General features: G+C 65.0%; 27 protein-coding genes and 5 pseudogenes. 9 read left to right on the forward strand and 23 right to left on the reverse strand.

Annotation, left to right across the window (positions count from 1 at the left end):
• Positions 1 to 154: 154 nt before the first annotated feature.
• The 4 genes and pseudogenes from VHN57_RS12985 to VHN57_RS13000 form a co-directional block, all read right to left on the reverse strand.
• Positions 155 to 917, reverse strand: a protein-coding gene (locus VHN57_RS12985) for an IS5 family transposase (RefSeq protein ID WP_423286027.1) whose coding sequence is annotated in 2 segments (ribosomal slippage) — positions 155 to 511 and positions 513 to 917 — 762 coding nt in all. Because the reading frame shifts where the segments join, the coding sequence is not laid out codon by codon here.
• A 143-nt stretch (positions 918 to 1060) separates the two neighbouring features.
• Positions 1061 to 1285, reverse strand: a complete 225-nt coding sequence (locus VHN57_RS12990) for a hypothetical protein (RefSeq protein ID WP_287428852.1) — start codon at positions 1283 to 1285, stop codon at positions 1061 to 1063.
• 112 nt (positions 1286 to 1397) lie between these two features.
• Positions 1398 to 1475: pseudogene (locus tag VHN57_RS12995) on the reverse strand (hypothetical protein); the annotation flags it as partial.
• Positions 1476 to 1633: 158 nt separating this feature from the next.
• Positions 1634 to 1727, reverse strand: a pseudogene (locus VHN57_RS13000) (phage tail protein); the annotation flags it as partial.
• 56 nt (positions 1728 to 1783) lie between these two features.
• On the opposite strand from VHN57_RS13000, the gene VHN57_RS13005 reads away from it, so the two are divergent.
• Positions 1784 to 2110: a hypothetical protein gene (locus tag VHN57_RS13005; RefSeq protein ID WP_278988085.1), complete on the forward strand. Its 327-nt coding sequence runs from the start codon at positions 1784 to 1786 to the stop codon at positions 2108 to 2110.
• On the opposite strand, the gene gp17 is transcribed toward VHN57_RS13005, so the two are convergent.
• Both gp17 and VHN57_RS13015 read right to left on the reverse strand, forming a co-directional pair.
• Positions 2111 to 2521 carry a tail completion protein gp17 gene (gene gp17, locus VHN57_RS13010; RefSeq protein ID WP_278988086.1) on the reverse strand — a complete coding sequence of 137 codons (411 nt, stop codon included), beginning with the start codon at positions 2519 to 2521 and terminating at the stop codon, positions 2111 to 2113.
• Complete coding sequence (locus tag VHN57_RS13015; RefSeq protein ID WP_278988087.1) at positions 2518 to 2709, reverse strand: hypothetical protein; 192 nt, start codon at positions 2707 to 2709, stop codon at positions 2518 to 2520. The genes gp17 and VHN57_RS13015 overlap by 4 nt, the downstream gene beginning before the upstream one ends.
• A gap of 88 nt (positions 2710 to 2797) precedes the next feature.
• Between VHN57_RS13015 and VHN57_RS13020 the strand changes: the two are divergent.
• Positions 2798 to 3812, forward strand: a pseudogene (locus tag VHN57_RS13020) (IS110 family RNA-guided transposase).
• A gap of 304 nt (positions 3813 to 4116) precedes the next feature.
• Here VHN57_RS13020 and VHN57_RS13025 read toward each other — a convergent pair.
• Positions 4117 to 4254: pseudogene (locus tag VHN57_RS13025) on the reverse strand (IS3 family transposase); the annotation flags it as partial.
• Positions 4250 to 4508 (reverse strand): annotated as a pseudogene (locus tag VHN57_RS13030) (phage portal protein); the annotation flags it as partial. The pseudogenes VHN57_RS13025 and VHN57_RS13030, both read right to left, overlap by 5 nt.
• 185 nt (positions 4509 to 4693) lie before the next feature.
• On the opposite strand from VHN57_RS13030, the gene VHN57_RS13035 reads away from it, so the two are divergent.
• Together VHN57_RS13035 and VHN57_RS13040 are read left to right on the forward strand one after the other, a co-directional pair.
• A complete protein-coding gene (locus VHN57_RS13035) occupies positions 4694 to 5308 on the forward strand; it encodes an energy transducer TonB (RefSeq protein WP_278988088.1) in 615 nt (204 codons plus the stop codon).
• Between the two features lie 218 nt (positions 5309 to 5526).
• Positions 5527 to 6249 carry a tetratricopeptide repeat protein gene (locus tag VHN57_RS13040; protein WP_423284091.1) on the forward strand — a complete coding sequence of 241 codons (723 nt, stop codon included), beginning with the start codon at positions 5527 to 5529 and terminating at the stop codon, positions 6247 to 6249.
• A gap of 60 nt (positions 6250 to 6309) precedes the next feature.
• Here the strand turns inward: VHN57_RS13040 and VHN57_RS13045 are convergent, their stop codons facing one another.
• From VHN57_RS13045 to VHN57_RS13105, 13 genes are all read right to left on the reverse strand, one after another.
• On the reverse strand, positions 6310 to 6648 hold the full coding sequence (locus VHN57_RS13045) for a hypothetical protein (protein WP_037523645.1): 339 nt from the start codon (positions 6646 to 6648) through the stop codon (positions 6310 to 6312).
• Between the two features lie 157 nt (positions 6649 to 6805).
• Positions 6806 to 7438 carry an NAD(P)H-dependent oxidoreductase gene (locus VHN57_RS13050; protein ID WP_097384112.1) on the reverse strand — a complete coding sequence of 211 codons (633 nt, stop codon included), beginning with the start codon at positions 7436 to 7438 and terminating at the stop codon, positions 6806 to 6808.
• A 502-nt stretch (positions 7439 to 7940) separates the two neighbouring features.
• Positions 7941 to 8357, reverse strand: coding sequence for a hypothetical protein (locus VHN57_RS13055; RefSeq protein WP_423284094.1), 417 nt, complete (start codon positions 8355 to 8357; stop codon positions 7941 to 7943).
• Between the two features lie 277 nt (positions 8358 to 8634).
• Positions 8635 to 9942, reverse strand: a complete 1308-nt coding sequence (locus VHN57_RS13060; protein ID WP_423284096.1) for a DNA-packaging protein — start codon at positions 9940 to 9942, stop codon at positions 8635 to 8637.
• Between the two features lie 176 nt (positions 9943 to 10118).
• Positions 10119 to 11435: a M28 family peptidase gene (locus VHN57_RS13065; protein WP_423284098.1), complete on the reverse strand. Its 1317-nt coding sequence runs from the start codon at positions 11433 to 11435 to the stop codon at positions 10119 to 10121.
• 55 nt (positions 11436 to 11490) lie between these two features.
• Positions 11491 to 11697, reverse strand: a complete 207-nt coding sequence (locus VHN57_RS13070) for a hypothetical protein (protein WP_423284100.1) — start codon at positions 11695 to 11697, stop codon at positions 11491 to 11493.
• Entirely contained in the window at positions 11694 to 12263 is a 570-nt protein-coding gene (locus VHN57_RS13075) for a hypothetical protein (protein ID WP_278988154.1), read from the reverse strand. Before VHN57_RS13075 ends, VHN57_RS13070 begins: the two co-directional genes overlap by 4 nt.
• Positions 12264 to 12290: 27 nt before the next feature.
• Complete coding sequence (locus VHN57_RS13080) at positions 12291 to 12629, reverse strand: hypothetical protein (protein ID WP_278988157.1); 339 nt, start codon at positions 12627 to 12629, stop codon at positions 12291 to 12293.
• A 290-nt stretch (positions 12630 to 12919) separates the two neighbouring features.
• On the reverse strand, positions 12920 to 13579 hold the full coding sequence (locus VHN57_RS13085) for a hypothetical protein (protein ID WP_423284102.1): 660 nt from the start codon (positions 13577 to 13579) through the stop codon (positions 12920 to 12922).
• 194 nt (positions 13580 to 13773) lie between these two features.
• The gene (locus VHN57_RS13090; RefSeq protein WP_423284104.1) at positions 13774 to 14469 is read right to left on the reverse strand and encodes a hypothetical protein; all 696 of its coding nucleotides are present in this window, start codon (positions 14467 to 14469) and stop codon (positions 13774 to 13776) included.
• A gap of 617 nt (positions 14470 to 15086) precedes the next feature.
• Complete coding sequence (locus VHN57_RS13095) at positions 15087 to 15428, reverse strand: hypothetical protein (RefSeq protein ID WP_278988168.1); 342 nt, start codon at positions 15426 to 15428, stop codon at positions 15087 to 15089.
• A gap of 164 nt (positions 15429 to 15592) precedes the next feature.
• Entirely contained in the window at positions 15593 to 16138 is a 546-nt protein-coding gene (locus tag VHN57_RS13100) for a hypothetical protein (protein WP_423284106.1), read from the reverse strand.
• Positions 16139 to 16749: 611 nt separating this feature from the next.
• Positions 16750 to 17391, reverse strand: coding sequence for a glutathione S-transferase family protein (locus VHN57_RS13105; RefSeq protein ID WP_423284108.1), 642 nt, complete (start codon positions 17389 to 17391; stop codon positions 16750 to 16752).
• A 181-nt stretch (positions 17392 to 17572) separates the two neighbouring features.
• Between VHN57_RS13105 and VHN57_RS13110 the strand changes: the two genes are divergently transcribed.
• Positions 17573 to 18115 carry an FAD-dependent oxidoreductase gene (locus VHN57_RS13110; protein WP_278988441.1) on the forward strand — a complete coding sequence of 181 codons (543 nt, stop codon included), beginning with the start codon at positions 17573 to 17575 and terminating at the stop codon, positions 18113 to 18115.
• Positions 18006 to 19373: an FAD-dependent oxidoreductase gene (locus tag VHN57_RS13115; protein ID WP_278988444.1), complete on the forward strand. Its 1368-nt coding sequence runs from the start codon at positions 18006 to 18008 to the stop codon at positions 19371 to 19373. The genes VHN57_RS13110 and VHN57_RS13115 overlap by 110 nt, the downstream gene beginning before the upstream one ends.
• A 116-nt stretch (positions 19374 to 19489) precedes the next feature.
• On the opposite strand, the gene VHN57_RS13120 is transcribed toward VHN57_RS13115, so the two are convergent.
• Positions 19490 to 19714 (reverse strand): hypothetical protein, encoded by a 225-nt coding sequence (locus VHN57_RS13120; protein WP_004207829.1) that lies wholly within the window; start codon positions 19712 to 19714, stop codon positions 19490 to 19492.
• Between the two features lie 496 nt (positions 19715 to 20210).
• A complete protein-coding gene (locus VHN57_RS13125; RefSeq protein ID WP_423283039.1) occupies positions 20211 to 21245 on the reverse strand; it encodes an IS110 family RNA-guided transposase in 1035 nt (344 codons plus the stop codon).
• A 384-nt stretch (positions 21246 to 21629) separates the two neighbouring features.
• On the opposite strand from VHN57_RS13125, the gene VHN57_RS13130 reads away from it, so the two are divergent.
• From VHN57_RS13130 to VHN57_RS13140, 3 genes are all read left to right on the forward strand, one after another.
• Positions 21630 to 22544, forward strand: coding sequence for a hypothetical protein (locus VHN57_RS13130; RefSeq protein WP_423284110.1), 915 nt, complete (start codon positions 21630 to 21632; stop codon positions 22542 to 22544).
• 159 nt (positions 22545 to 22703) lie between these two features.
• The gene (locus VHN57_RS13135) at positions 22704 to 23375 is read left to right on the forward strand and encodes a hypothetical protein (RefSeq protein WP_278986637.1); all 672 of its coding nucleotides are present in this window, start codon (positions 22704 to 22706) and stop codon (positions 23373 to 23375) included.
• Positions 23376 to 23541: 166 nt separating this feature from the next.
• Complete coding sequence (locus VHN57_RS13140) at positions 23542 to 24759, forward strand: calcium-binding protein (RefSeq protein ID WP_278986638.1); 1218 nt, start codon at positions 23542 to 23544, stop codon at positions 24757 to 24759.
• Positions 24760 to 24794 lie beyond the last annotated feature (35 nt).

Genomic DNA, 24794 nt, shown 5'->3' on the forward strand with positions numbered 1-24794 from the left:
ATCGCGGCAATTGCGCCACGACTCTCGCTATCAACGGTCGTTCTCCGGCCAGCCGAGCGCCCGCGTGCCGACCTGCCGCAGGTCCATGGTCAGCGGCCCGCTCACGCCATCCATCGCAATCATCGCCGCATCATAGGTCTAGCGCGTAGACTCATTACGCGTTGCACCAGAGGCGAACGCATATGAGTTTGATGGCGGCGAGGAAGTTGACGAGATCCTTGTCGTAGCGGGTGGCGATGCCCCGGAACTGCTTGATGCGGTTGAAGAAGCGCTCGACAAGATTGCGCTGCTTGTAGAGCCATGGCGAGAAGGCGAAGCGCTGCTTGCGGTTGGATCGATTGGGAATATTGGCCCAGACGTTCCTGGCCGCAGCGGCTTTACGGATGGCGTTACTGTCATACCCCTTGTCGCCCAGCAGGGTTGCGCCCTCGGGAATGGCTTCGATCAGCGCCTCCGCCTCGCAGGCATCGTGAATCTGCCCGCCTGTCAGTCTCAGGCTGACAGGGTGCCCCGTCAGCATCGACAAGAGCGTGGAGTTTGCTGGTGAGGCCGCCCCGGGAACGTCCCATGCCACGATCGTAGCTTCCCCCCTTTTTGCCCGTCGCACCATTTTGGTGGACGCGCATGCAGGTGGAATCGATCATCACCAGTTCGCCATTATATCCGGCGGAAACCTCAGCCAGAATCCGGTCCCGCACCCCGGCTTTGCGCCAGCGCACGAACCGGTTGCAGCAGGTCGTCGATGGGCCATAGCGCTCGGAAATTTCCGCCCATGTCGCGCCGGACCGGAAACGCCACATGATCCCGTTTAGCACTCGCCGGTCACTAACCCGCGCCACGCCACGCGGTTTGTTGGGCAACAACGGCTCGATGATGGCCCATTCCCGATCTGTCAGTTCATACCGCCGCCGCGCCATCAAGTCCTCCAAATCTGGAGGCTCCTGAATCACGCAAACGGTCAACCCTCAAGCCATTTTATGAGTTTACGGCCTAGTTCGGTTCCGTCACCTCCGCCTGCCGCATCAGCCGGTCACCCTCCAGCAACCGGAGTTCATAGCGCTCATTTTCCTCGGCCAATGACGCCTCGCCACCACTGGCCCAGCGCCATCCCGCCCGGCTTCGCCAGGTCCAGCCGCTCCGCCATCCGCGCCGCATCCAGATGCACCGGCGCCGGCGGCACCAGCGCCGCGCCGATATACCCCTCGATGCCCACCGCCGCCAGCGGGCCGACTAGCCGGTCCGCGTCGAGCAGCGGGAAGGGCGTGCCTGCCCCCAGGCCCGCCATCGCCCATTCCGTGCCGCGCGGCCCGCGCCGCAGGCCCTCCAGACGGTAGCTGGCCGGTCCACACCGCCCGGCCGAACTGGATCAGTTTCTGCCCAACCAGGCACAGATTGCGCCTCTGCGCCAAGGCGGCGCCGTCCGCGCCTGCCAGTTCCATATCCTCGGCCAGCAACGTCACCGTCAGGCTGTTCACCGCGTCGAGCAGCAGCGTCTTGCCCGACGGCAGGGTGGCGTCGATCTACCCCATCACCACGCGCGGCGCCGTCCGCCCGATCGACTCGGCGGTCCCGCCCGCATCCTGCGCATAGAGCTCCGCGCTGCGCCAGCCCGGCCCGCCGCTCGCCGACACGCTGACCGATCGCATTCCGGCCACCGTCTCATATGTTGCCGGGACGTTGCCATTTCCCACCTTCAACAGAAACGCACTTCCTTTTTCGACGCCCATGGCGCATTCTCCCGTCAGACAAAGCGTTCTAAAACGCGGATTAAAGGAGAGGTCTGATGCTCGTGGTTGCTCCCCTTGTGATGATGCTCGCGGCCGCGCCGTCGGCCGACGCCATCGGCGCCGCCCGCAAGGCTTTTGCCGGCTGCCTCTCGGCCCAGGTCCAGCCCTCGCTCGACAAGAAGGTGCCGCTCGGCGAATTTCAGGGTCAGTTGAAGACGGCCTGCGCCGACAAGGAAGCGGCCTTCCGCGCCGCGATACTCGCGCAGGACAAGGCCGACGGCATGTCGGACAAGGATGCGCAGGCCGATGCCGACGATCAGGTGTCCGAATATGTCGACAAGATCATCGGCGAATATGAGGAATATAATAAGCCCGGCACCTGATCAGGCGCCGATAGCCTCGCGCACCACGCGAATGCGGTAATCCGCCACCGCCAGCCAGCCGCCTTCGCCGCGCACGCCCGTCCGGGCGATCCGCGACCGCAACAGGCTGGCGTTGACGATCCGCCAGCCGCTCGCCTGCGCCAGACGGATGACCGGGGCGATCCGCGCCAGCAGCTCGCCCAGCCGCCCGGCCGTCTCCGCCATGTCATGCAGGCTGATCGACAGGCGCAGCTCGCGCCCCTCGACATCCTTCGCGCCCCAGTCGCTGCCCAGGCATTCGCCGACCACGCCATAGGGCGCGCTCGCCCGCACCGGCACGCCATCGAACAGGCCGTTCAGCCGGTCCATCAGGCCGCTGTCGGCCTTCAGCGCCGCGATCACCGCGCTGCGTATCGCCACCTCCGCGCTCATGTCCTGCTCCTTCCCGCCTCGCGCAGGCTGAGGTCCGCCATCCAGCGCGCCTTCAGCCCCGGCGCCGACGCCCGCACCGCCTCACCCTCGATCGCCGCCGCCACGCCCTGTTCCTCCAGCGCATCGACGATCGCCGCCCGCCGCCGCGCCGCCCTTTCCTCCATCCGCCGCGTCAGTGTCACCCGCATGACATTGAACTGATGCGGTGGATGCCTCCCTTCATCGGGTATCGTATGATGCTCAATGGCGCCATGGCGGCGCCCGAAGGAGGAGCATATGGCGAATGCACACATGCTGTCGATCGACCTGGCGAAGCGCAGCTTCCAAGTCTGCGCGACTGATCGAGCAGGGTCGGTTCTATATAATCGGACGATTTCGCGGCCCAAACTGGAGGCGCTGCTCAAGGCGCTGCCTCGCTGTATAGTTGCTATGGAAGCCTGCGCGACGAGCCATTTTTGGGGTCGATTTGCTGGAGCAGAAGGTCATGAGGTTCGGCTGATCCCGCCAATCTACGTGAAGCCTTTCGTGAAGAGGCAGAAGAACGATGCTGCAGATGCGGCGGTCATTGCCGAAGCTGCTGCGCGCCCGAACCTGCATTTCGTTGCGGTCAAAAGCGCGGAGCATCAAGCGAGAGCCGTGGCCTATCGCACCCATCAGTGTTTTGTGAGCCAGCGGACGCAGACTATCAACGCGTTACGAGGACACTTGGCCGAGTTCGGCTTGGTATTCTCTCAAAGAGTTCCTCATCTGAAGGAGATCCGCGCAGCCATGGACGATGATGATGTCGACGTGCCTCCCGGTATCCGGGAGATCGCAGGACTCTGCCTCGAGCACATCGACACCCTGTCCGCGAAGATTGACGAGCTTTCACTCAAACTACGGGAGGCCATGGCGGTCAGCGTCGAGCTTCGCCGCCTTTGCACGGTGCCGGGCGTTGGCCCGGTGACCGCTGGTGCGATCATGGCGTTTGCACCAGATCTGCGGACTTTCGCCAGCGGCAGAAACTTCGCGGCATGACTCGGCCTCGTGCCCACGCAGCGATCAACGGGAGGAAAATCCCGCCTCGGGGCCATGAGCAAAATGGGTCAAAGCGACATTCGCAAACTTCTCGTCGTCGGTGCGATGAGCAGGATACGATGGATCGTGCGCAAAGGCGTTCTCCCCGACCACCATTCTGGGCCGCATGATGGCTCGACGGCCCAGAATGGTGGTCGCCGTAGCACTGGCGAACAAAATGGCGCGGACAATCTGGGCGATGATGACCCGCGAGGAAGACTATCGTTTGGCGTGAGGGCGCAACTGCCATAGCGCTTGGGGCCTCGGCCCCGACAAGGAGATCGACTGATACTATGCGGCAAGGACTTCAATGTTCACGATACGGCTAACCAGTCCCGGGGCGAGAGCAAACCAAGCTCGCTGAACCGATGTGGCCCGGATCGTTCGAACTGCATAACGGCCCGTGGCGTCAGCAAGCCACACCAGAGGCCTGACACACGACCGATGAAGCGCTCTGCCGAGCAAAGTCAGAAAATCACCTTGCAATCTGGGAGGCATCCACACAAGTCCCAGGATTGCCGGAGGCCAGTTTTCTTAAATTAGGCAGCCAGTGGGACGTCGTCCAGCTTAGCGTAGTAGCGTTGCTCGGCTTCAACCGGTGGAATGTTTCCGGTCGGCTCCAACAGGCGCCGGTTGTTGAACCAGTCGACCCATTCCAGCGTGACGTATTCGATTGCCATGCAGCAGCACATGGCTCGCCAGCGTCTCGATCAGGCCTTGCCCCGCCGACCTTCAGCGCGCACGCCCCGGCTCCTTCGGACACCAGCCGCATCGCCCGCTGCGCCACCGGATTGCCGATCACCCCGGCGCGCAGTTGCGCCTCATAGCTGGCGGGCCATTCGCCCAGCGCGACCGCGCCCGATCCCCAGGCCCGCGCCAGCACCGGCCGCGCGGCCTCTCCCGCCGCCGCCTTCATCCCGAACCATTTCATCCGAACATCCCCCCTATGCAAAAAATCCTCGCCCCTTCGGGGAGAGGATAGGGAAGGCCCGCGGCGCCAGCCGCCTGCCAAAAGCTGGAAAGCGGCGCCAGCCGCCTACCGAAACTTGGAGAGGGGCACGCCCTTGCGGACCGACCCGCCTTTACAAAAGCCGGGCGGCGATCAAATCTGCGCCCATGCCCCTCGCGCCGATCCTGCTCATACTCGCCCAGGCCAGCGGGCCGGTCGCCACGCCCCTCGTCCTGCCCACGCCCCAGGATTATGCGCTCGTCGCCCTGCCGCCCGCATCGACCGGTGCCGCCACCGTCCGCATCACGCGCCGCACCGGCAGCGACCAGCTGGATTGCACCCCCTCGGCCATTGTCGGCGGCACCGCCATCGCCGTGGCAAGCTGCCGGCTCGCCATGATGAAGATGGGCTGGATGGCAGCGGTGAAGGACAGAAACGGCCTGGACGGGACGATCCCGGTCGTCCGCCTGTTCTGGGCGCCGGCACCATCGACTTTCCAGGGCGACATGGGCGGCGCCACGCCGATCGCCCTCGACGGCAAGGCGCCGATCGCAAGCGACCCGGACAAGGCAGCAACCGCGCTGCAAAGCGATTATACCGTCCGGCTCGACGCCACCGGCCGCCCCCGATCCTGCCGCATCACCCAATCATCCGGCACGCGCCGATATGACGACACCGCATGCCTCGTGGCGATGGGCCAGAGCTATCTGCCGGCGCTCGACGACCAGGGCCGACCAAGGGAAACCGAGGTAAAATCCTGGGTTCGGTTCACGGATCGATAAAGGGCCGGCGCCCCCTCCGCTTCGGAGCATCCCCCTATGCAAAAAATCCTCGCCCCTTTGGGGAGAGGATAGTGGAGGTTGGCGGCGCCCAGCCGCCTACCGAAACTTGGAGAGGGGCACGCCCTTCGGACTCGCCCGCCCAAAATATTGCCACCCTGTTTCCAGCGCCGCCCCACCCTGCTAATCAGTCGCAATATCCAAGCCAGAGACCTGCCCTGATGACCGCGCCCTCGCCCCTCCTGTCCCAGACCGCCGACCAGATGCGCGAACAACTCGCCGCCTCGCCGGAAGCCGCCGCCGCGCTGATCCGCGCGGGTGCCGATGCCGGCCTGCCCGACGCCCAGGCCTATTATGGCCAGCTGCTGCTCGACGGTCAGGGCATCGCCGCCGACCCGGCCGAAGCCTTCCGCCAGTTCGGCCTCGCCGCCGCCTCGGGCCATGTGATGGCGATCAACATGGTCGGCCGCTGCCATGAAAAGGGCTGGGGCACGCCGGTCGATCCGGTCGCGGCCGCCGCCTGCTATCGCCGCGCAGCCGAAGCTGGCCTCGACTGGGGCATGTATAATTGGGGCAGCGCGCTCGGCCTCGGCGCGGGCGTGGCCCAGGATGAACAGGCGGCGCTCGGCTGGTTCCAGAAGGCCGCCGCCCTCGGCCATGCCAAGTCGATCAATTTCCTCGGCGCCTTTCATGAGGAAGGCCGCCTCCTCCCCCGCGACATGGACCGCGCGGCCCTATGCTATCGCATCGCGGCGGAGGGCGGCGATTTTCGCGGCCAGTTCAACCATGGCCGGCTGCGCGCCGACGCCGGCGATATCGCTGCCGCCACCCACTGGATGCAGACCGCCGCGACCAGCGCCACCCCCGCCTTCCGCACCATGATGCGCGACCATCTCGCCGCCTCGCCCCACGCCGCCCTGCGCGCACTGGCCGCCGGCCTCTAACCATATCCACGAAAAAGGGCGCGGAAATCCGCGCCCCTTTCGTCCGGCCTCAGGCCCGGATCATCTGTTCCGCCGCAGCACCTCGTCGCAGCGGGAATTGGTGCCCGATCCCTTGCCGATCAGCCGCCCCGCCGCCGCGCCACCGGCGCCGGCCAGCACCGTCTCGCCCACGCCGCCGCCGGCGATGATGCTCGCGCCCGCGCCCACGCCCGCGCCGATCGCGGTGCCCTTGTCGCGGCCCTTCTTGCCCTGGAGCAGGCAATAGCGCACATCGTCGCGGTCGCGCGGATCGGCCCGCGCGATGCGCGCTCGATCCTTGCTGTTCAGGCTCGCCGCCAGCACCGGGGTTGCGACCATCGTAACAGCGGCCACCGCCGCGATCATCCTGACCATCTTCATGTCCGTCACTCCTGATCGGTGCGAAACGAAGCAGGCGGGTTTCCTGTTCCGGGCCGGCTGCGCCACGTGCCTCCGGCCCCGTCCTTCTTGTTCGCTGCCCCATATAAGGGCCGTCACGGACCGCCGCCTATTGCGGTTAATCCCTATCCGGGCGCCATCAATCGATGCGCGAAATGAAGTCGGCGGCCGGGCGGCGCACCTTCTTCAGATTGACCAGCCAGTCGCCCTCGTCCGCGCGATAGCCCAGCGGCATCATCACCACCGAGCGCAGCCCGCGCGCCCGCAGGTCCAGTATCTCGTCCAGCGCCGCCGGGTCGAAGCCCTCCATCGGCGTCGCATCCACCTCTTCAAAGGCGGCGGCGGTCAGCGCGATGCCAAGGCCCACATAGGCCTGGCGCGCGGCATGCTCGAAATTGGTCTGCGCGTCGCGCTGCGGATAGGTGTTCAGCAGCATCTGGCGATAGGCTTCCCAGCCCTCGTTGCGGAAACCACGCTCGTCATTGACCAGGTCGAACATGCCGTTGATCCGGTCGGCGGTATAATTGTCCCAGGCGGCAAAGACGACCAGATGCGACGCGTCGGTCACCTGCGCCTGGTCCCAGGCGATCGCCCGGATCTTCGCCCGCAATTCCTTGTTGGTGACGACGATCACCTCGAACTGCTGCAACCCGCTCGACGTCGGCGCCAGCCGCACCGCCTCCAGGATGCGCTCCACCTTGTCCTCGGCCACCACTTTGTCCGGGTTCATCTTCTTGGTGGCATAACGCCAGTTCAGACGGTCGATCAGCATGAGAAATCCTTATATTGCAACGGCGCCAGCCTAATCCCGGCCCATGACGCTTCGATGTAGCGCCCGCGCGCATGGAAATAAAGGTATCATATTGAAACCAAATATTGTGCCACGCATCCAAGGCCTATTCCTCCCCGGCACGGCGAGGATGGCCTGAAAGCGACCATCGCCCGTCATTGCGAGCGGAGCGAAGCAATCCAACTCGCGCCGGTGGATTGCTTCGCTCCGCTCGCAATGACGATGGCGGGCTTTGACGGCTAACGACCATTTTCGGCGGTAAAATCCTCCCCTGCAAGGGGAGGGGGACCACGCAGTGGTGGAGGGGTGTCGCCCTATCGAGAGCCCCCCTCCGTCTTGCCTTCGGCCATCCACCTCCCCTTGCAGGGGAGGATGGTCTTGAAGCGACCATTTGCGGCCGTTCCGCGTCGCACGGAAGAGGCCCAGTTTCAGCCGCTATTGCCTAATTGAGAGAGATGATAAGCGTAGAGAACTGGCATTCAGGTTACATGGCCATCCGCAGCATAAGTCGGCATTTGCTTGAATGAGCCTTCTCCGCCAATTGTTTTACGGTCACAAGCGATGGGATCATATCGGCCCCAGAGGCGCCATAATAAGATAGCTCTTTAGAGGATGCCCAGCGATCTGCGATCTGCGAAAATTCCGCCTCGGGCAAATCAGATAAGCATATTATCAATTCAGTCGGCAGATCGAAGACCCATGGGCCTTCAACCGAACCCGTCTCAATCAGAAAATCATCTCCTGCCAATCTGGAATAATCTGCCGTTTCATCGAGCGCGCCCCACAATGCGGCGAGGACGGAATTGTCGGCATTCTTGGTGCTATAATCAGCATTGCGAGACTTACCCGATGCAATGGACGCAGCTTCTTCGCGTTCGGCTACAAAAAAATCGGTCAGCAAGACTCTCTCCGGTTGATGCGAATGTCTTAATCCCAGCATAATTCACTGAAACCTGACAGTCCGCAATCCACCCAACTCCGTCACCCCAGCGAAGGCTGGGGTCTTAGGCGGCAGCAGAAAGAGGCCAGCCGTCTAGCGCTATCCGTTTATGCCGCGTGCGCCGGCCTGAGATGCCAGCCTTCGCTGGCATGACGGGACAAGGGCCAGTCCGCACCCCACCCTTTCCTTCTCTGCGTCTCCGCGTCTCCGCGCGAAAATCAATCGCACCCACCGCCCCTCAAAGCCCCCTGACCCGCGCCTCGCCCTTCGTCCCCAGCATCAGCTCGCTCAGCCCCCAGACCCGCGCATCCGCCCGGTCCGGCGAACGCCCTGGCCCGACATAACCGCCCCCCGCCAGCAGCCCGCACATCTGGTCCTCCAGCTCCGGGAAAGCCCCACGATGCGCCACCCGCCCGGCCTCATAGAGCGCGGCCACCGGCTCGGCCCGCGCCACCTTGCTCCGGCTGGCATGGACCAGCCGCAGCGGCAGCGTCTCCTGCGCCGCGCGCAGCACGCTCGCCACCATGTCGCCGCCATTATTGGCCTCGGCCACCACCCGGTCGGCGCCATGGCCCTGCGCCGCCTGCGCTACCGCCCGCGCCCAGCCTTCGGGCGAGCAGCCCGCCACGCTCGCGTCCGCGATCACATAGCCGCGCCCGTCCCCGCCCAGCCCGACCACGACGATGCCGCACGCATCGCCGCCGGCCGTCGCCGGCGGATCGACCGCCACGACCACCCGCGCCAGCGCGCCCGGCACATGCCGCACCCGGCACGCCTCCAGCCGCGCGCGGGTCCACAGCGCCCCTTCCGCCTCCTCGATCAACTCGCCGTCCAGCTCCTGCCGCCCCAGCCGCGTGCCGCCATAAAGCCGCGTCACATCAGCAACGAAGCCGGCCGCCAGATGCGCTGCATTGTCCGCCGTGCGCCCCCGCGTCAGCACCACATCGGCGCCATCTCTTGCCACCAGCGCCCGCACCAGCGGCACCGGGCGCGGCGTCGTCGTCGCCACCACGCGCGGATCACGGCCCAGCCGCATCGCCATCATCATATTGTCCCAGGCCGCCTGCCCGCCCGGCCATTTGCCGATCTCGTCGGCCCAGCCATGGCTGAACTGCGGCCCGCGCAGGCTTTCGGGCTCCGCTGCGCCGAACAGTCGCGCCTGCGCGCCATTGGGCCAGGTCAGCGTGCGCAGCGCCGGAGCATAGGCCGGCCTTGCCCACCAGGGCGCCACCGCCAGCACCCCGCTCGCCCCCTCCACCATCACGCTGCGCGCCTCGCCCAAAGTCGCACCGACCAGCGCGATCCGCGCCTCGGGATCGCCCTCGGCAATGGCGCGCACCCATTCCGCCCCGGCCCGCGTCTTGCCGAAACCGCGCCCCGCCATCATCAGCCAGATGCGCCAGTCGCCCGCCGGGGCGAGTTGCGCCGGCCGCGCCAGGAAATGCCAGTCCCGCCCCAGCCGCTCGGCCGCCTCGACGCTCAGCCAGCGCGCCAGATCGGGCCAGGCCGCCGCCTGCTCGACCCAGTCGCAATCGGCCATCTGCATCCCCGCCCCCTCCGCTTCTTCGTCATTCCCGCGAAGGCGGGAATCCATCTCCCGACCATGCCTCACGCAGGAGCCGGCATTATGCAGCCGCCCGTCCCCCAAACAGCGCGCAACAAAAAAGGCCGCCCGAGGGCGGCCTCCTCCAAAAATCTCCGCGCCTCCGCGCGAACCAAATCCTACTTACGCGGCGCCATCCCGCCGAACGTCACCAGGCTCTCCGCCCCGTCCTTGGCCACCGCCGCGACGCCGATGAAATGATCGTCGACCACGATATCTTTCAGCACCGTCTGCGTCGCGCCGGTCACGACCCGGCTGTCGCTCCACTCCTGCTTGTCCGCGCGCCGCCAATAGACCTTGTAAGCCGTCGCCCCCGGCACCGCGTCCCAAAAGACCCGCGTGTCCATCGACAGCGCGCCATCGAGCGACACCGTCGCCGGCGCCGCCGGCGCATCGGCCAGCCGCCGCAGCGTCGCGACATTGAGCGCCGTCACCTTCGCCAGATAGGGAAAGTCCATGCCCTCGACCGTGTCGCCATAGACCCGGCCATTTTCGGTGCGCAGGTCCTGATGCTGCCGGTCATAATTCTCGATCCCCACCGAAAAGCGCACCGCCGGGAAGCCCAGGTCGAGGAAGGGCGAATGGTCGCCGCCGCGCCCGAACCGGTCGAACCGCCGCACCGCCAGCACTTCCAGCCCGATCTCCGGGTCCGCCTGCGCAATGCCGTCGATCGCCTTGGCCAGCGCCCGCGACGGGCCGTCATCCTCACCGCCGATCGCCCGGCGCGTCAGGTTCGCCTTGGCGTCGTCGCCCGCGCGAATGCCTTCGGAAAACACCCGCACGCGATCCGCGACCACTTGCCCATTCTGGCCTACCGTGTTGCCGACAATATCATTGTTCAGCATCGCCCGCACATGCCAGCCGCGCGCCTTGGCCGTGGCCGCCAGCAGCTTGCCGCCCCACAGCCCCTGTTCCTCGCCCGACAGCAGCGCATAGACGATCGTGCCGTTGAATTTCTGCCCGGCCAGCACCCGCGCCGCCTCGATCACCAGCGCCGTGCCCGACGCATTGTCATTGGCGCCCGGCGCATCGCTGCTGATGTTCATCACATCGGTCACGCGGCTGTCGATATGCCCGGCGACGATCACCACCTCGTTGGGATCACCCATTCCCTTCTGGATCGCCAGCACATCGACCACCTCGACGCCATCGGGCGCGCGCGGGCCGGTGAAGCGATCCGCCACCGTCTCGACGCTCAGGCACCCGCCACAGCCCTTGCCGATCTTCTCGAACTCGGCCTTGCCCCAGGCCCGCGCCGCACCGATCCCGCGCCTGGGATCGGTCGCGCTCGACAGCGTATGGCGCGTGCCGAAACTGACCAGCCTCTCGACCGTCGCCTTCAACCGCGCCGCATCGGGCGCAGCCGGCGCGGCGGGGGCCGCCAGAGCAGGAGTGACAAGGGCCGAAGCGGCGGCGAGCAGGATGATCTTCTTCATGGGGCGAGTGTCTTACCCGCCCGCACCGCCCTGTAAAGCGGCGGCGCCCAACCGATCAGCGCGCCCCGTTTTCTGCCCGCCCGCGCGAAACCATCACCGCCATCAGCGGCAACGCCAGCATCGGCAACGCCGCCATCGCCTTCGCCACCCACGGATGCGCGACCAGCCATCCCATCATCAGCGCGACCAGCGCCGTCCCGCTCCAGAACAAGGCCCCGCACAAGGCCAGGCTCATAAAGAAAATCCCGATCCGCACCGTCATTCCTCCACCACCCGCTGCGCCGCGATCACCGCCGGATCGCTGTCGATCGCGTGCAGATAGGCGGTGCGCTCGGCGGTCCCGCGCTTCAGCTTCGCCAGCCCGCGCGCCTGGTCGTGCGTCAGCATGATCCGCACATAGCCGCGATCGACCAGGCACTGGTCCAGCGCCGCCTGCAATTGCGCGCGCACGTCGCTGCGCGTCATCGCCTGATATTTCGCGCCGAAATTCGCCGTCCGCCGCGCCACATTGGCGTCGTCATGATGCATGCCGATATTCGCTGCCGCCATCAGCGGGCTGGCATCGCTATCGCCGCCATAGGTCCGCAGGATCATCGTCAGGTCGACCATGCTCAGCGCATCCAGCGCCTGCGCCGTCTCCGGCCGCACCGTCACCGCCCTGTCCCGCGTCGCCTCCGCGCAGGCCCCTGCATCGCCGGCATAGTCGGCCAGCGACACGCCCGCCTTGGCCCAGCTTGTCGGCGGCGCGGCGCGCGCGCCAGCGGGCAGCATCATCACCATCGGCGCCATCAGCATCAGCGCCATCCTGCTCCGGGTCACACGCCGCATCCTCGCCTCCTCAGCCCCAATGCCCGTTCAGTGCCGCGCCTTCGCCCAGCGCCCGATCATCCAGATATGCAGCGCATGGATCGCCACCATGCCCGCCGCGATCGCCAGCAGCACCGGGATCACCAGCCCCTCCTGCCCGGCGCGCGGCGGCACCCACAAAGCCATCGCGCCGATGACCATGATCAGCATCGTCCCCAGCACCGGCGTGAAGGCCAGCGCCACGGCCCGCGGCGCATGCCAGCTCACCGTCCCGGTCAGCGTCCATTGCATCGGCAGCCGGTCGATCGCCCGGAACCGCCGATCGGCGCGCACCGACAGCGCGATCATCGCCCCCACCGCCGCCAACAGGATCAGCCCAACCAGCATCGCCCGATCTCCAAAACCTCGTGCTCAGACTATCAGAGGAAGCGCCCAACCGCAAAAGCCCGACGCTCAAAGGCGGGCCTCGACGATCTCCCCCCTTGCATCGCTACGCCCGCAATGACGATGTCGGACTTTGACGGCTAACGGTCAGATACCCCCGGCCTTGAGCCGGGGTCCCGCTTCTTTATCTGTTGCATCGAAAAGCGGGATGCCGGGTCAAGCCCGGCATCCCGCCAACGGGGATCGACGGGTTGCGACCAGAAGAAGGCACCTAGAGTTGCCTCCCAGCCTCCCTAAAGCGGTCGCCAGTTTCCACCCGTAGGTCGCAACTCCTTTGGAATAAAACGATTGATAGATTTCTGCACACGCTGGCTGACTGCACCATAATGGTCGCTGCATGCGGAGTTTCCTTGGCCCGATGTCACCTCGCCATCGAGCGAAAGCTCAAAAGCAAAACCGGTCCCGTCGAGGCACGCCAAGCGTTCACCATCCCAATCGTTAGTCATGATGCTTATATCGGAAAGAAGGCTAATTGCTTCCGTGTTTGATATTGAGAAATCCAACGACCTCTGGGCTGAAAGGTTATTTTCCTGACCATCTGGCTGGGCGAAAATTTTCAGATGGCCTTGGGCGTTGCCATTAGATGATGTTGAGAGAGACAGGGCAATCCAACTATCTCTAAGAGCAGGCCTCGCCACCATCCGCAGCCCATTTCTTTGAAGTGCTGGAAGTGTCGCCAGAACATCAATCGCATCGGGTCGAAAACGCAATTTCTGAGCCGACAGTGGGCCTTTGTGGGTTCGCGACTTATCAAGGGCATAGGCTAGTCGCTGCCTATCTTCATTCCAGAGCCGGAGGCCAATGATGCCGATGCCAACGAGTTGTGCGGCGACTATTGCTGTCGTGACATAGCCGATACGGTGCAGCCAGATAATCAGCTTTTTCCTTGCCATATCGCAGTGTCAGCCAATCTTCATTCCGTTTCAATAGCCACCAGTCCCCGCCCCCCCTGACCGTCGCTCGCGGGATCAAATGGCGCCAGGCGTTCCGATAGGACGCTCGGGACAGGCTTGCGCCGGGGCGCTTCATTCTCCTCACGACAGCCCGCAGAGGGCCTCACCGCCAGAACGCGCCATCGCCTCCTTCGTCAGGCCTGGCCAGTCACGGCCAGGTCGAGGCGATCGATCAGCTTGAAACCGATATATTCGTCCCGTCGATAGCTGCGATGCATCCCATTGCCGCGATCATATTGATGGCCGACATTCCAATAGCGCAGCATGCGGCGCTTCAGCCGGCCCCAATAGCTTGGCTCTTCCATGAGGGGTCCATGCATGATCGGCATGTCATAGCCGCCATGCCGATAATAGGCGTCCCAATAGCTCATCACGCGGCACTTGGTCGTCCGCCAATAGGCTGGATTTTCAGCAATGAAAGCGGCCAGCGCCAGGGTCATTTCCGGCGTGAGAGCGGCCGCTATGTCTTCCAGTATCTCCACGATATATTCGCCGATCAGCGCGACGATGAACGGGGCCGCCCAGGGCTGGAAATCTTCGATCAGATCGCGCGCGGCGGCCTGGCGCAGGAAGCCATCGCTGCTGCGCGTCTGCAACGCGCGCGCATAACCCCAGGCCGGATCGTCCTTGCTCAATCGCAGCCGGTCAGACGCGAACTGGAGGCGCGCCGGAATCAGCACGCCCTGCCCTTCAGCCTGGACCGCAAATCGCTCCGTCCATTGTCGCCTTGTCAGCGCGCGAACCACAGCCTCCCCGGCCGACAGAGCCATGGAGCGATGCCCCGGCGCAAATGCGTCCGCCAACATCAACCCATTGATTTTCGTCAGCATCGCCTGATCGCTCATTGGGGGACATTAGGCCTTTTGGACAAATTCGGTACCCGTCGAATGGCCGGGATGGGGTGGATGGCGGACTGTCAGGTTTGCGCTGATAAAGGCGAATAGCCGACGCTATTTCAAATTTGCAATGGTAGACAGGAATGCTTGCCGCTTCGCCTGTTTCTTTAACCGCCGCCAACGCAGAATAAATCCCGCTACGCCAAATGGAACGCACCATAATAAAGCGATGCCCATGTGCGCCAATATCTCATGGGCGCGGTCAGGATGGTCATTCAAGTCAATTCCGTCTGCGAGAACCGCTAAAGCGGACATGACAATCCACAGCACGAAGAACACTCGTTCATGGATCGCAGACGGGACTGATTGGTGAGACGGATAACGCTGCATAAGGTAATGGTGCCATCGACCCCGAATGTCTGCAATCGAGAAAGGCTGAGCGCTGCTCTAACGGCAACAAATGGTCGCTTCGCGTCGGACGGCTTTTCGCCCAGGAGCGGACCGACCGCTACGGGTGCGCCTCGTGCCGATCGGCGCGATGAGCGTCTATCAGGGGTGGATTTGAGGCGATCGGCTTTGACGCCAGATTTGCTGGATATCTGACACTCCGGTCAGCCGCGCTCCAAAGCTCGCAATTGATTTAAGATCGCGTCCGACATTGGCAACCTCGTTACGATGATGAAATCGGCTCCAATATTGGGAATGCTGCTTCTAAGCTGCATACGAAGCCGAAAGGCATCTACGATGCGAAGCGTCTCAATTGCTCCGTAACGACCATGAAGCTGATCTCTAACCTCGACATAATGGTCTTCGCCAAAAAAATCGTTCGCAGCGTCCCCGTGCTCTGGACGTGAGATTATGACGTAAGCGGCTGGTGATCCGCTCAGATCGAATGCGATTTGTGCGACCCCATCCTCAAATAAAATGCTTTCTGCGATGCTCTCAAATTCCATCCTGCGCACTCCAACTTAAACGGGGCTACGGGACGAATGGAACGGCGGCAATCGAGAAAGACATTATTATACGCGATAGGCAACAAATGGTAGCTTTCAGGCCATCCGAATTTATCCACGCGCCCCAGCGCCCCGCTCCGCCTTCCGCAAACCAGGCCTCCCCATCACGTCCCCGCCGCCGCGCGGCGGCGGCGTATCTCCGCCAGCACCCGCTCGACGCTGGCGATCGCTTCGGGGCTGCCCGGTCCGGTCGCATCGCCCCGCGCCGCCCGGCGCGCCGCGACCTGGGCCGCATGCAGCTTCAGCAATTGCAGCCCCAGCGACGGATTGGGCGCGCGCTTGACCTTGCGGGTCTTCACCGCGCCCTCGCCATCCTCGATGATTTCCTCGCTCTCGCAGCCATGCAGCGCCAGCCGGATCAGCATTGCCTCGATCTCGCCATAGCCCTGCTCGATCGCCGCGTCCCAATCGCGCGAAAATTCGGCATCGCGCCGCTTGAGATTATAGGCCGCCTGCCGGCTCCGTCCCACGATCCGCGCCGCCTCGCTGACATTGCAGGTCTCGGCCAGTTCCGTCAGGAAGCGCGCGCACGCCGCCTTGCTCCACGCGTCCCGCCGCGCCTTGCGCACCTGGGTCCGCACCCCGTCGCCCGCCGCCTGCCGCTGCACCACGCGCCCCGGCCGTCCGGCCGCTCCCTTTCGCGCCGCCATCGCCCCCTCCCCAGATTGTCCCGAACCATCGCCCCGTCGCGCGACCACACGCCGCATGCCGCCATCGGCAGCAGCGCAGCGCGGCCTCGCCGGCACACCCAACGCCCAACGCCCAACGCAAAAGGGGCCGGCCCAATCGGACCAGCCCCTTTCGCCTCACCTGAAGGCAATATCTGTCAGCATCGCATCGCGGCGCCGGCATCCCAAAAGCCCCGCACCGTCAAGCACCAGCCCTCAAGGACCGACTGCCAATCCTGACCTGGAAGACCAGCCCAAAGGCACAGCCCAAAGGCACAGCCCCAAGGCACAGCCCCAAGGCACAGCCCCAAGGCACAGCCCCAAGGCACAGCCCCAAGGCACAGCCCCAAGGCACAGCCCCAAGGCACAGCCCCAAGGCACAGCCCCAAGGCACAGCCCCAAAAGCCGCCCCAAAAGCCGCCCCAAAAGCCGCCCCAAAAGCCGCCCCAAAAGCCGCCCTCGAAAACCCGGCCGTCCACAACCCAGCCGACCCATCGCGCCACCACCGACCGAGGCCGGCGAGTTGCAATTATCGACTTTCCTCTTATCTGCCCGATCAGCGTGACGATGTCAAGCAAAATGTTCCACATGGGTTATGCAGCCTTGCCCAGCATCCGCGCCTCCTGCGCCATCGCCCCGGCAAAGCTCGGCCGCGCCCGCAATCCGTCGAGCCAGGCCTTCACCCTGGGCCAGCGCCCGTCCTTCAACCCGCTGCTGCAATAGCAGACATTGATCAGCGGACAGGCCACCGCAATGTCGGCCAAAGTGAAGCGATCCTCCACCAGCCAGCCGCTATCGGGCAGAACCGCCTCCAGATAATCATAGATGCCCGGCATCTTCTCCGCCTCTGCCCGGTCGGCACGGGCCGGGTCATGCGGCATGTCGAGCAGCTTGCCGACCACCCGGTTGAAGAAGATGTCGACGCCCACCGGCTGGGCGATGGTGTCGGCAAATTCCTCATACCATATCGTCCGCGCCCGCGCCTTGGGTTCGGTCGGGATCAGGTTCGGCTCGGGATGCAGCGCATCCATATAGGTTATGATCGCGGTCGAATCGCTGATCGCGAAATCGCCATCGACCAGGGCCGGGATCTTGCCAAAGGGGGACGCCCGCTCGAACGCCTCGCCGCCCTTACCGAACCCGGCCGGCCGCACCTCGACCGCGATCCCCTTTTCCGCTGCAAAGACAATGACCTTGCGCACAAAGGGCGACGGCCGCGCGCCATAGATGATCATGCACCCACTCCTGCTTTTCTGGTGGTGGAGCGCCGATCCTGCCAGACCAGTCGCATATTGCAACTGTTCACTTCTGTCCTGCCCGGCCCTGACCGCGCAATCCATTAGGTGTTCGACCGGAATTTCCACGCCCCCGCAAATCGGAAAGCCTTTGCAGGGGCAATCCGGGATGGGGGCGGTCATGGACAGACGCGCGTTTCTGGCGACGATGGCGGGCGCAGCGGGTGCGGCCGGCCTGGTCAGCTGCCATCAGGCCAGCGGCAAGCCGGCCGCCCTCATCCATCCGCGCCGCACCGCGCTCGCCGGGGAAGCCTGGGCCGATGCCGATGTCGTCGTCTATGGCGCCACTCCCGCCGGCGTCATCGCCGCGGTCAGCGCCGCCAATCTGGGCGCGTCGGCGGTGCTGATCGGCGGCTGGCGCGAAATCCAGCCCGGCGGCATGCTGGCCGGCGGGCTCAGCTGGACCGACATACGCGATATCGATGCGGTCGGCGGCTATGCCCGCACCACCATGGCCACACTGGCGGCGTCCGGCGGCATGCCGGGCAATCGCTACGCCTTCGACCCGGCCGTTGCTGCCCCCCTATTTCCGCGACCTGCTCGACGCCGCCGGGGTGCCGGTCCTCTGGTCGGACGGGGTCGAGACCGTCGACCGGACCGATCGCGCCATCCGCGAGATCATCACCCGTTCGGGCGTTCGCGCCCATGGCCGCATCTTCATTGATGCCTCCTATGAAGGCGACCTGATGGCCCGCGCCGGCATCAGCACCAGGGTCGGGCGCGAAGCCGCCGACCGAGCCAATCCCTATAATGGCTATCGCGGGTCACGCTATGAGCTGCTGACCCGGACCGATCCGCCGCAGAAGGACAATATCCTGCCGATCGACCCTTTCGTCGACCAGCCGTCGGGCCGCCTGATCGCCGGCGTCGATCCCGCGCCGAACCGGCCGGTCGGCGCCGCCGACGACGGCGTGCAGGCCTATTGCTTCCGCCTGACCATGACCGATCGGCCCGAACTGCGGCTCGACCTGCCCGCCACCGCGCCCGATGGCTATCGCGAGGCCGACTATGAACTGCTGTTTCGCGATTTCGACCGGCGCCGGCGCGCTGGCCAGGTCTATGGCCGCGACTGGCATTTCGCCCGCGATCTGGTGAAGGCGGACGAGGTCGCGCCGGGCATCTACGACATCAACAATCGCGGCACCATGTCGCTCGACGCGGTCGGCCTCAACCGCGCCTATCCGGCGGCCGACTATGATGCGCGCGAACGCATATGGAAGGCGCATGAAAATTATATTCGCGGCTGGTTCCACGCCATGGCCCATGGCCGCGATCCCCGCATTCCCGCCGGACTGCAACGCGATGTGCGCAACTGGGGGCTGGTGCGCGGCCGCCACACCGATTGCCATCCCGCCGACACGCCCGGCTGGTCGCCCCATCTCTATGTGCGCGAGGCGCGGCGGCTGGACAATGGCCTTGCCTGGTCGGGCCGGGACGTGTCGGATATTGATGGCGTGCCCCCGCGCCTCCCCTCGATCGTCGCCATGGCCTCCTACTGGCAGGACAGCCACGCCGCCAGCCGCATCGCGGTCCGGGACGAACGGGGGCAATGGGGCATCGTCAATGAAGGCCATTTCATGCTGCCCGCCGGCGGAAAATATCAGCGCGCGCCGCTGCCCTTCGAACTGATGGTGCCGCATCGCGACCAATGCACCAACCTCATGGTGCCCTTCTGCGTCGCGGCGACCCACCAGGCCTTCTCCACCATCCGCATGGAGCCGACCTCGATGGCGCTGGGCGAAGCGGCCGGCACCGCCGCCGCCCTGGCCGTGATCGACCGCGACCGGGTCGATATCCAGGATGTCGACACCTATCGGCTGCAACAGATGATCGTCGCCAATGGCGGCGTGATCCAGGGCGTGACAAACTGGGAATTGCTGCAGAGGAAGCTGAAGCATCGCCTCGACCGTCTGCGCGGCTGACACCCCTCCGGCACAGGCGCCCATCCGGCACAAGCCGCCCGTCAGCGCAACGATGATCCGAACGCGCGACGCACGATGCGGACCACAATCACAGCACCGAAATCACAGCACCAAAATCACAGGGCCATATCCATGCCCAGCATCCGCGCCAGCATGAAGGTGAGGGACAGGAGGCCCACCAGCGCCAGCAGCAGGGCCAGGCTGATCTTGCCGACCGCGCTCAGCACCGCCCCCTTCTGCGCCTTCCTGTCCTGCTCATAATGCCATCGGACGGCAAAGAACATGCCCGCCCCCAGCACGACGACCTTGAACAGGATGAAAACAACAGGAAACCAGTCCATGATCTTGAACACATCCCGGCCAACAAGAAACCATGTTCTTCAGGATCGCCGCGACGGCAATCGAACGCCGCCTCCTATGTCGGGAACAGGGGGATGACCATGGGACATTATGCCCGCCCCGGACAGGGTCCGGCCATGCACTGCCATCGGTTTGGTCGATCGCCGCTCAGAAAAGCTGCCCTCGCCGTTCCGTCACCCCGGTCTTGATCCGGGATGACGCCCATGGAGATTGGCATCTGTGGACGCCCCTTCGGATGCAAGCAGTAAATCGGGGTTTGTTGGCACGTAGTCGGATGCTGTCATCTGTCCGGCCTCGATGAGCAGCGCCATATGCTGCGGGCCAGTATGGGAGTTCGCGGACCGGATCCATTACAGGTTTACGCGCTTGGTTAGCGCTCTGCCATTCCCTGGTTCTTCCAGCCCCGTCTCGCCGACTGTTGTGCCATACCCTCCTTCGACCGCCTACGTCCCCGACGCCTCTGGCCGCTGCCTTGGCTTACGCCGCAACTGCTGCCGGAGCTCTGTAATCTTCATTTCTGGTGAGCAGTGCCCAGACCATGCGCGCCATCTTGTTGGCGAGCGCCACCGAGACGAGCATGCGCGGTTTGCGCGCGAGCATCCGCTCCAGCCACGAGCCGGCCGGCGCGCCGAACCGGCAGGCCTGACGCACCATCGAGCTACCTCCGATAATCAGTAGTCGCCTGATCGTCCGCTCGCCCATCTTCGATATGCTGCCGAGCCGCTGTTTGCCGCCGGTCGAGTGCTGACGGGGGGCGAGGCCAAGCCAAGCCGCGAAGTCGCGCCCCTTACGGAACGTCTCGACCGGCGGGGCCAGCGCGATGATGGCGGTCGCAGCGATAGGACCGATCCCTGGAATGGTCATTAGCCGCCTGGCCGCTTCATCCTCCTTAGCACGCCGTGCGATCTCACGGTCCAGCACGGCAATCTGCTTGTCGAGATCGGCCAGCATGTCGACCATGAGCTTGAACATGGGCCGTGCCGCTGCAGGCAGACTTGAAGTCATTTCCTCATCCTCGAGCAGGTCGGCGAGCATTGTCATATGCGCTGTGCCGCGCGGTGCTACCCAACCATACTCCGCTAGGTGCCCGCGAATGGCGTTGATCAGCTGAGTGCGCTGCCGCACCGCTAGGTCACGTGTGCGGAACACGAGCCCTGCGGCCTGTTGCTCTTCGCTTTTCACCGCCACGAAGCGCATGCCTGGGCGCTGCGCAGCCTCGGCAATCGCTTCAGCATCAATCGCATCGTTCTTGTTCCGCTTCACGAATGGCTTCACGTAAGATGGTGGGATCAGCCGCACATCGTGCCCCATCGTCTGTAACTGACGCGCCCAATGATGGGCGCCGCCGCACGCCTCGAGCGCTACTATGCATACCGGCTGACCTGCAAAGAACTCGAGCAGCTTTGCTCTCGTCAGCTTGCGGCTGAACACCATCGCACCCCGCTCGTCAGCGCCATGCGCATGGAAAACGTTCTTGGCGATATCCAGACCGATTGTGGTAACCTGTGACACGGACGCCTCCTCAGTGGTGCTTCAACACCTCCACTTTGCCATAAAGGCTGTCGGGGGGCGTCCACCCCATCAGGTTTCGACCAAGTGGGGACATGTTCCCCCTCCCGCAGGCGGGAGGGGGTTAGGGGGTGGGCTGGAAGTCGCGATAGCCCACCCCGCTGCGACTAACGCGCTGCGCGCGCAAGTCTCGCTCCCCCTCCCGTTTACGGGAGGGGAAGGGCGGGAGACCACCCCAAAGCTACCACCCCACCCCAGTTCGCAGCCCCCTCGCCACGCCCTCTCCGCGATACAGGCGCAATGCCGGCCCCTCTGGCCGCGCCCCGGCTTTTCGCCTATTCTTTGCCATGGCGCGCGCACGCGTGACGCCCCATGGCGGGAGGGTTCATGGCAGGACATTCGGCATTCCCCTCATTCCCGCTGCGCTGCGGCCTGTCGCTCGCCCTGCTGGCGGCCATCCCGGCCCGGTCGCAGGACCATCCGCCCGCACCGGCCGCCGCCTCCCCCGCCGACGATGAGATCGTCGTCATCGCCCGCAAGATGCGCCAGGTGAAGATCGATTATGCCGCCTTGGGCACCGACCTGCGCCAATGCGTCATCACCCGTTCCAGCGGCGACGCCCGGATCGACCGGATCATGTGCGCGATGCTCAGCGCCTGCGTGCGCGAGGGCGTCAGCGATCCGGCCGGTGGCAAGGCCTGCATCAACGCCAAGATCGCCAGTTTCGAGGATGAGGTCGTGCCGGTGCCCGCGCCGGCCGCCGTCGCCGCCATGGCCGGCCCGCCTCAAGCCACCCCGTCCCCAACCTCGCCAGACCAACCACCCGCCCCGCCAAAGGGGCCGCCGATCGTCGTCACCGGCCGCCCCAACCCGATCCTCGCGGGCCAATGGGCGTTCAGCCAGCACCAGACCGTGATCCGCCATTTCAGCGCCCGCACCCTGCCGATCCGCACCTGGAACCTGTGCATCCCCGACGGCACGATCGACGCGACGATCGAAACCATGCTGGACGACAGTTTCGCCGGCCCCGGCACGTCCAGCTATTGCCGGCAATGGAAACTGGACGGCGACGGCGCCGCCATACACGGCAATCAGCGCTGCTGGCTCGGGCCGGGGGTGCGGATGCAGGGCAAGCTGGAAGGCGCAATCGGCCCGCGCAGTGTCGAGATAAAACGCAACATCCGCCTGTTCGAGGTCAATAGCGCGCCCGCCCGCGATCTGGGCAGCCCCATGGGCGGCGACGCAGAATTTCTCATGTCGATCACCGGCACCCGCGTCGGCAATTGCAGGCCCCGGCGCTGAGCGCACCAGACCGCGGCGTCGCAAAATCGGCAGCCGTTCCGATCGCGCCTTGCCATTCCGGCAAGCCAGTGCATAGGCGCCACAAGGAAATGTTCCGCTGGGCCGCAGAGGGCGTCTCCCACCATTGGTTCTGAATCCATCCGGAAGGGGGACAATATTTTGCGTTATTCCGCTTTGGTGATCGTCTTTTTCACGACGTCGGCACTGGCCCAGACCGGCAGCATCATCGACCATCGGGCTGCCAACATCCCGGCGGGAAAGACGCTCGGCATCGCCGAAAAGCGCCATATCATGCAGGATTTCGCCGCCTGCACGGTCCGGCGCTGGCGCCATGGCGTGGAACGCTATCTCGACACCGTGCCGGAATCGGTCGAGGCCCAGACAATGGGCGCGCGGCTGGCGACGGAGGACTGCCTGATCAGCGGTCAGATGCAATTTCAGGAAGCCCTCTATCGCGCCGCCGCTTATGAGGCGATGTATCGCGTCACCTTCGCGCGTCAGGGCGTGTCCGATTTCACGTCCGTGCCGCCGATCGATTATGCGCAACCAGGCGCGCCCACGGACGAAGCGGCATCCGCACGGGCAACCCTGCGCCGCCTGGCCGACTGCGCCGTCCGCCACGGCCCGCTCGAAGCGCGCGCGCTCATCCTCTCGCCGATCGGCGGACCGGACGAAAGCGCCGCCTTCGCCGCCGTCACGCCGATGGTTTCGGCCTGCATGCCCGCCGACGCCACGGTCAATTTCTCGAAGATCAGCCTGCGCGGTTATGTTGGCGAGGCGCTCTATCGCCTGTCGATGGCGGCGCGGGGCGCTAGCGCCCTGCCATCCTGAGGATGCGACCGGCGGCGCCAGACCGCGCCAGTACCATAAAACAAGCCCTGCGCAATTGGCCGCCATGCTTTCCAAGCCCGGCGGATCGATATAATATCGCGCGTACAAATCCGCCGTCCCGTCATCGGTCTCGCGCCAATAGGGGACTGGAGAAGGATCGACCGTCATGGCCAATCGCTATGGAACCAAGAATAACAATATTCTGAGCGGCACCACCGGTCGCGACCGGATCGTCGGGCGCGGTGGCAATGACATTCTCTATGGCCGCGGCGGCCGGGACGTGCTGCTCGGCGGATCGGGTGGAGACCGCATCCATCTCGGCATTGCCAGCCGCTATTCGGACGTGTTCGGCAGCCGGATCGACGGTGGCGAGGGCACCGACCTCGCTTATCTCTACCTCAGCGAAATGACGCAGAAGCTGAAGATCCTGCCCAATTTCGAACGCATTACCGCCGATGCGGGCGACGGCACGGCCCCGCGCACCCTGGTCACGATCCACGGCATCGAAGTGCTGATCGCCTATCTGGGCACGGGCGACGATTATGTCCTGCTCGGCCCTCGCGAGGCGATCATCCGGGCCGGCGATGGCAGGGACAGGCTGATCGGCGGCGACATGCACGACGATTTCAGGGGCGATGGCGGCGATGACGTGCTGTTCGGCCGGGGCGGCGGCGACAGCCTGGATGGCGGCGCGGGCACGGATCTCATCCTTGGCGGCGCCGGCGCGGACGACATTGTCGGCGCCGACGGTGCCGATCGCCTATATGGCGGCGATGATCGCGATACGCTCTCGGGCGGCAACGGCGATGATCGCATCCATGGCGATGCCGGCGATGACATACTCTATGGCGGGTCGGATGCGGACATAATGTTCGGCGATGATGGCGCCGATATCCTGTGGGGCGAATGGGGCGACGACCGGCTCTATGGCGGCAGCGGCAATGACCAACTCGATGGCGGTGAAGGCCGCGACATAGTGGACGGAGGCGCCGGGGACGATGCCGTCGCCGGCGGCGCGGGCAATGACAGGATCTATGGCGGTCTCGGCGCCGATCGCCTGCTCGGCGGCGCCGGCAAGGATAGCTTCGTCTGGCGCGATCTGGCCGAAGGTGGCGATACCGTCCGCGATTTCGAACAGGGCGTGGATCGGCTGGTCGTGGCCGGCCGCGCCGTGGGTGGCCTGACCAGCGTGGACGACAGCAATTTTTCCAGCAATGCCAACGGCGTGGCAATCGATGCCAATGATCGATTCCTCTATGCGCAGGACAGCAGGATGCTGTTCTTCGATCCCGATGGCAGCGGCGCGGCCCCCGCCACGCTGATTGCCCAAATTCAGTTCAGCGTCGGCATCCAGCTTTACGCCAGCGACATCGTCATTGGATGAAACCGGCATCGCGAAGGCGCACCCGCCAGCAAAGC

Origin of the sequence: Sphingobium salicis subsp. salicis, assembly GCF_049472635.1 — a bacterium.
GTDB classification, from domain to species: Bacteria; Pseudomonadota; Alphaproteobacteria; order Sphingomonadales; family Sphingomonadaceae; genus Sphingobium; species Sphingobium yanoikuyae_A.

Excerpts from the sequence above, each read along its gene's own strand:
- VHN57_RS13060 (WP_423284096.1), bottom strand. The coding sequence starts at position 9,942 with ATGCAGATGGCCGATTGCGACTGGGTCGAGCAGGCGGCGGCCTGGCCC.
- VHN57_RS13065 (WP_423284098.1), bottom strand. The coding sequence starts at position 11,435 with ATGAAGAAGATCATCCTGCTCGCCGCCGCTTCGGCCCTTGTCACTCCT.
- VHN57_RS13040 (WP_423284091.1), top strand. The coding sequence starts at position 5,527 with ATGACCGCGCCCTCGCCCCTCCTGTCCCAGACCGCCGACCAGATGCGC.
- VHN57_RS13110 (WP_278988441.1), top strand. The coding sequence starts at position 17,573 with ATGGACAGACGCGCGTTTCTGGCGACGATGGCGGGCGCAGCGGGTGCG.
- VHN57_RS13070 (WP_423284100.1), bottom strand. The coding sequence starts at position 11,697 with ATGACGGTGCGGATCGGGATTTTCTTTATGAGCCTGGCCTTGTGCGGG.
- VHN57_RS13095 (WP_278988168.1), bottom strand. The coding sequence starts at position 15,428 with ATGGAATTTGAGAGCATCGCAGAAAGCATTTTATTTGAGGATGGGGTC.
- VHN57_RS13035 (WP_278988088.1), top strand. The coding sequence starts at position 4,694 with ATGCCCCTCGCGCCGATCCTGCTCATACTCGCCCAGGCCAGCGGGCCG.
- VHN57_RS13085 (WP_423284102.1), bottom strand. The coding sequence starts at position 13,579 with ATGGCAAGGAAAAAGCTGATTATCTGGCTGCACCGTATCGGCTATGTC.
- VHN57_RS13045 (WP_037523645.1), bottom strand. The coding sequence starts at position 6,648 with ATGAAGATGGTCAGGATGATCGCGGCGGTGGCCGCTGTTACGATGGTC.
- VHN57_RS13105 (WP_423284108.1), bottom strand. The coding sequence starts at position 17,391 with ATGATCATCTATGGCGCGCGGCCGTCGCCCTTTGTGCGCAAGGTCATT.
- VHN57_RS13090 (WP_423284104.1), bottom strand. The coding sequence starts at position 14,469 with ATGCTGACGAAAATCAATGGGTTGATGTTGGCGGACGCATTTGCGCCG.
- VHN57_RS13100 (WP_423284106.1), bottom strand. The coding sequence starts at position 16,138 with ATGGCGGCGCGAAAGGGAGCGGCCGGACGGCCGGGGCGCGTGGTGCAG.
- VHN57_RS13015 (WP_278988087.1), bottom strand. The coding sequence starts at position 2,709 with ATGCGGGTGACACTGACGCGGCGGATGGAGGAAAGGGCGGCGCGGCGG.
- VHN57_RS13080 (WP_278988157.1), bottom strand. The coding sequence starts at position 12,629 with ATGCTGGTTGGGCTGATCCTGTTGGCGGCGGTGGGGGCGATGATCGCG.
- VHN57_RS13050 (WP_097384112.1), bottom strand. The coding sequence starts at position 7,438 with ATGCTGATCGACCGTCTGAACTGGCGTTATGCCACCAAGAAGATGAAC.
- VHN57_RS12990 (WP_287428852.1), bottom strand. The coding sequence starts at position 1,285 with ATGGCGGGCCTGGGGGCAGGCACGCCCTTCCCGCTGCTCGACGCGGAC.
- gp17 (WP_278988086.1), bottom strand. The coding sequence starts at position 2,521 with ATGAGCGCGGAGGTGGCGATACGCAGCGCGGTGATCGCGGCGCTGAAG.
- VHN57_RS13120 (WP_004207829.1), bottom strand. The coding sequence starts at position 19,714 with ATGGACTGGTTTCCTGTTGTTTTCATCCTGTTCAAGGTCGTCGTGCTG.
- VHN57_RS13140 (WP_278986638.1), top strand. The coding sequence starts at position 23,542 with ATGGCCAATCGCTATGGAACCAAGAATAACAATATTCTGAGCGGCACC.
- VHN57_RS13130 (WP_423284110.1), top strand. The coding sequence starts at position 21,630 with ATGGCAGGACATTCGGCATTCCCCTCATTCCCGCTGCGCTGCGGCCTG.
- VHN57_RS13005 (WP_278988085.1), top strand. The coding sequence starts at position 1,784 with ATGCTCGTGGTTGCTCCCCTTGTGATGATGCTCGCGGCCGCGCCGTCG.
- VHN57_RS13075 (WP_278988154.1), bottom strand. The coding sequence starts at position 12,263 with ATGCGGCGTGTGACCCGGAGCAGGATGGCGCTGATGCTGATGGCGCCG.